General features: G+C 70.9%; 5 protein-coding genes and 1 rRNA gene. 4 read left to right on the plus strand and 2 right to left on the minus strand.

All coding sequences use genetic code 11. From position 1 onward, the window contains the following. Positions 1 to 335 precede the first annotated feature (335 nt). From ACSW7Y_RS16365 to ACSW7Y_RS16380, 4 genes are read left to right on the plus strand one after another with little or no spacing between them, the layout of a single operon-like run. The gene (locus ACSW7Y_RS16365) at positions 336 to 1175 is read left to right on the plus strand and encodes an ABC transporter ATP-binding protein (RefSeq protein ID WP_438127299.1); all 840 of its coding nucleotides are present in this window, start codon (positions 336 to 338) and stop codon (positions 1173 to 1175) included. Further along, positions 1172 to 1978: an ABC transporter permease gene (locus ACSW7Y_RS16370; RefSeq protein ID WP_438127300.1), complete on the plus strand. Its 807-nt coding sequence runs from the start codon at positions 1172 to 1174 to the stop codon at positions 1976 to 1978. The genes ACSW7Y_RS16365 and ACSW7Y_RS16370 overlap by 4 nt, the downstream gene beginning before the upstream one ends. Positions 1979 to 2031: 53 nt before the next feature. Continuing rightward, positions 2032 to 3291 (plus strand): sensor histidine kinase, encoded by a 1260-nt coding sequence (locus tag ACSW7Y_RS16375; RefSeq protein WP_438127301.1) that lies wholly within the window; start codon positions 2032 to 2034, stop codon positions 3289 to 3291. Then, on the plus strand, positions 3288 to 3914 hold the full coding sequence (locus ACSW7Y_RS16380) for a response regulator (protein WP_438127302.1): 627 nt from the start codon (positions 3288 to 3290) through the stop codon (positions 3912 to 3914). The genes ACSW7Y_RS16375 and ACSW7Y_RS16380 overlap by 4 nt, the downstream gene beginning before the upstream one ends. A 29-nt stretch (positions 3915 to 3943) precedes the next feature. On the opposite strand, the gene ACSW7Y_RS16385 is transcribed toward ACSW7Y_RS16380, so the two are convergent. Together ACSW7Y_RS16385 and rrf are read right to left on the minus strand one after the other, a co-directional pair. After that, positions 3944 to 4180: a hypothetical protein gene (locus ACSW7Y_RS16385; protein WP_438127303.1), complete on the minus strand. Its 237-nt coding sequence runs from the start codon at positions 4178 to 4180 to the stop codon at positions 3944 to 3946. Positions 4181 to 4365: 185 nt separating this feature from the next. Continuing rightward, a 5S ribosomal RNA gene (gene rrf, locus ACSW7Y_RS16390) occupies positions 4366 to 4482 on the minus strand. Between the last annotated feature and the right edge of the window lie 9 nt (positions 4483 to 4491).

Raw genomic sequence — 4491 nt, forward strand, 5'->3', positions numbered from 1 at the left:
CACCAGCCCGCCACGTGCCTCCCGTCCGCCACCCGCCAGCCTGAAGACACGACACCAGCCCGCCACGCGCCTCCCGTCCGCCACCCGCTCATCCGGATGATCGGCTGCACGGTCCCGTGTGTCGTGCGTCCCCCGTCTACCGCCTGCCGCAGTGACGGCGTCCGGAGCGCCGGCGCAGGTGTTCCGATCAGCCGATGGCCGATCCGGTGCACGAACCCCGGCAGCCGGGCACCGGATCGGCCACCGATCAAACGGAGCGGCATCCTCCGATCGGAGGATGCCGTTCCGCCGGACCGGTCGAACCGCCGGGCGCCGCCACCCGTCAGGCTGGACCCATGCCCGACACCCCAGCCATCGAGGTCAGCCACCTCGAGAAGCAGTACGCCACCGGCAAGCGCGCCGTCGACGACGTGTCCTTCACGATCGCTCGGGGAGAGACCTTCGCCCTCCTCGGCCCGAACGGTGCCGGCAAGACGACCACGGTCGAGGTCCTCGAGGGCTACCGCTCCCGCACCGGAGGCGACGTCCGGGTCCTCGGCCACGACCCGGCGCGTGCGAGTCGCAGCCACAACGCCCGCGTCGGCATCGTGCTGCAGACGAGCGCGGAGTCGCCGAACGTCACCGTGGCGGAGCAGCTGCGCCACTTCGCCACGCTCTACCCGCGGCATCGCAGTGTCGACGAGCTGCTCGACGCGACCGGGCTCGAGGCGCAGCGCAACACGCGGATCAGCCGACTGAGCGGGGGCCAGCGCCGACGCGTCGACGTGGCACTCGGGATCATCGGCCGACCCGAGGTCCTCTTCCTCGACGAGCCCACGACCGGCTTCGACCCCGAGGCCCGGCGCACGTTCTGGGATCTCCTCCGACGTGTGCAGGCCGAGGGCACCACCATCCTCCTCACCACGCACTACCTCGACGAGGCCGCACACCTCGCCGACCGTGCCGCGGTGATCGCCGACGGGAAGCTCCTCGACATCGCCCCGATCGACGAGATCGGCGGTGCCGAGGCACGGACCCCGGTCGTCCGGTGGCGCGACGAAGCCGGTACGCGGCACGAAGTACGCACGCACGACGCGGCCCGCCACATCCGGACCAGTCCGGACGCCATGCACGAGCTCGAAGTCATCCGCCCGTCCCTCGAGGACGTCTACCTCGGAATGGTCGGTACCCGATGAACCCCGTGACGATCAGCGCCCACCGCGTCGGCTACGAGGTCCGCTCGTACTTCCGTGCACCGGACTCGGTGTTCTTCACCTTCCTGTTCCCGATCGTCATGCTCGCGCTCTTCTCGGTCGCGTTCAGCAGCGCGCCGGACATCCAGGCGGGTCCCGGCGTCAGCGTCGACTACGCCACGTACTACCTCCCCGGTCTGGTGGCGACGGGCCTCCTGCTCTCCGGGACCCAGTCGCTCGGCGTCGACATCGCCGGGGAGCGCAGCGACGGCACCCTCAAGCGCCTCGGCGGAACGCCGCTCCCCGTGCTCTCGTACTTCGCCGGGAAGATCGGGATGGTGCTCGTCACCAGCGTCCTGCAGACCGCGATCCTCCTCGCGGTGGCACGGCTCGTCTTCGGCGTCGACCTGCCCACGGACGGCGGGCGCTGGTGGACGTTCGCGTGGATCGTGCTCCTCGGCATCGCCGTGAGCAGCGTCCTCGGCATCGCGATCTCGGCGCTGCCCCGGGAGGGCCGACGCGCCACGGCGACGATCGTCCCCGTCGTGCTCGTCCTGCAGTTCATCTCCGGCGTGTACCTTCCCTTCACCCAGCTGCCCGACTGGCTGCAGGACGTCGCGAGCGTGTTCCCGCTGCGCTGGATGGCATCGGGCATGCGGTCGGTGTTCCTGCCGTCGCAGTTCGCTTCGGCAGAGCCGGGAGGCGCGTGGCACCTCGGATGGGGAGCACTCATGCTGGCAGCATGGCTGGTCGTGGGAGTCGTCGTGTGCCTCCTGACGTTCCGGTGGAACCGCAAGGACGCCTGATGCCGACCGTGGAGAACTCCCGCGGCGCCACCGGCAGGTGGGATGCTGGGCCGATGGACCGGATCACGGCGCACCGCAACTGGGGTCTCCACGTGGCCGTCGCGGTCACGATCGCCCTCGTCGCAGTCATCGCCGTCCTCGCCTGGTCACCCTGGAGCACCCGCTGGCCGGCGTTCGCGATGCTCGCCGTCCTCGCCGCCGCCTACCTCGCGTACGGATGGCGGGGGTACGAGTCACCGCGCGCTGCCGCCGGTTTCGTCCCGCTGCTCGTCGTCGCGGCGCTCGTCCTCCCGGCGGTCGTGCCCACCACGGCGTTCGTCCAGTGCATGCTCTTCCCGGTCGCGTGGTGCCAGCTCGACCGCGTCCGGCCCGCGATCCTCGTGTCACTCGCCATCGGCGTCGCATCCGGGGTCGGACTGCAGATCGCCACCGGTCCGACCGGCCTCGTCAGCACCCTCCTCGTCGAGGCGGTCAGCGTCGTCGGCGCCTGCGCCCTCGGCCTGTGGATCACGCGCATCGCGGAGCTGTCCGACGAACGACGACAGCTCATCGACGAGCTCCGTGCGACGCAGGACTCCCTCGCCGAGGCGCACCGTCGCGCCGGCGTGACGAGCGAACGAGAACGGCTCGCCCGCGAACTGCACGACACCGTCGCCCAGAACCTCGCGGGCATCGTCATGCTCACCGAACGTGCTCGTGGCGACCTCGCTGCCGACCGCGTCGACCGCCTCGACGAACGCCTCACGATCCTCGAGGAGTCCGCCCGCGCCGCCCTCGAGGAATCCCGCACCCTCGTCGCCGCGGGCTCCGCCGGCATCGCCGGAGACGGACTGGCCGCCGCCCTGCACCGCCTCGGCGAACGCTTCACCCGCGAGACCGGTGTCCCGGTCGCGGTCACCGCCGCGGACTGCGTGCTCGACCGCGACACGCAGGTGGTGCTGCTGCGCACCGCCCAGGAGGCACTGGCCAACTTCCGCGCACACGCCGACGCAGCCTCGGTGCACGTCGCACTCCACGTGGCGGCTGACCGGGCCACCCTCCGCGTCGAGGACGACGGCGTCGGCTTCGACCCGGCAGTCCCGTCCCCCGGTCACGGCCTGCGCGGACTCCGGGAGCGCCTCGCCCTCGCAGGAGGGACCTGCACGATCGTCAGCGCACCCGGACACGGCACGGTCGTCGTGGTCGAGCTGCCCACCGGAGTCGCCCCGAACGTGCCCGGCATTCCCAGCGCGGACCTACCGGTCGGGTCAGCGTTCAGCGCCGTGGTGGGTGCGGACCTCGCGCCGAACCCGATCACCGGAGCCGCGCAGTGATCCGCGTCGTCGTCGCCGACGACCACCCGATCGTCCGCAGCGGCATCGTTTCCCTCCTGCAGGAAGCCGACGACATCGAGGTCGTGGGACAGGCAAGCGACGGCGACGCTGTCGTGGCTGTGACCCTCGCTGAGCGCCCTGACGTCGTGCTGATGGACCTCAGGATGCCGGGCATGAACGGCGACGCCGCCACGGCGCAGATCCTCGCGCAGGAGCCCGGCGTGCGCGTCCTCATCCTCACCACCTACGAGTCCGACGACCAGATCCTCGCCGCGATCGAAGCCGGAGCCGCGGGCTACCTGCTGAAAGCCGCCCCCGAATCGGAGATCCTCGCCGGCGTCCGAGCCACCGCACGCGGAGAGACCGCCCTCGCACCCTCGGCCGTCGCCGCCCTCGTCCGGCGAACCACCGGCGCCCCGGCGACCGGACCATCGCTCTCCCCACGCGAGCTCGACGTGCTGCAGCTCGTCGCACAGGGCAACTCGAACCCCGCCATCGGCCGCGCACTCTTCCTCAGCGAGACCACCGTCAAGACCCACCTCGGGCACGTGTTCGAGAAACTCGGCGTCAACGACCGCACCCGAGCGGTCACCCGCGCCATGGAGCTCGGACTCCTCCCCTGACCTCGCACGCCCTCTACCCGCTCAGCTGGTCACGACCCGAGCCACGGCGCCAACTGCCACACGCCGAACGACAACAGTGGCGACGCGAGCAACACCAACCCGACGACCACCGCGGCCCCACCCACGCGCTCGTGCCCCTGGCGCCCGGCCCACGCAAGACAGCCGACCGCCCCCACGATGCCCGGGAGCAGCAGGGCGAACGAAAGCGTTCCGACCAGACCGAACGGCAGGAGGAGCGGGAACAGCACGGCATTGAGCGTCAGCACGGCCGCCACGGTCACCGCCGTCCACGCAGACCGACGATTCGCGTCCGATCCCGCACCAGCACGCCGCGTGTTCGCCAAGTGACACCCCCGCCACCGACGGTAACAGGAGCTGCACGAACGCCCCGGGAACGCAGAAAACCCCTGACCACGTGGTGGTCAGGGGTTCCCTGGTGTTGCAACGTTGAGTCCGGCGGCGTCCTACTCTCCCACAAGGTCCCCCTTGCAGTACCATCGGCGCTGAGAGGCTTAGCTTCCGGGTTCGGAATGTGACCGGGCGTTTCCCTCTCGCTATGACCACCGGAACACCTTCG

Source organism: Curtobacterium flaccumfaciens (assembly GCF_051548005.1).
In the GTDB taxonomy this organism is placed as follows: Bacteria; Actinomycetota; Actinomycetes; order Actinomycetales; family Microbacteriaceae; genus Curtobacterium.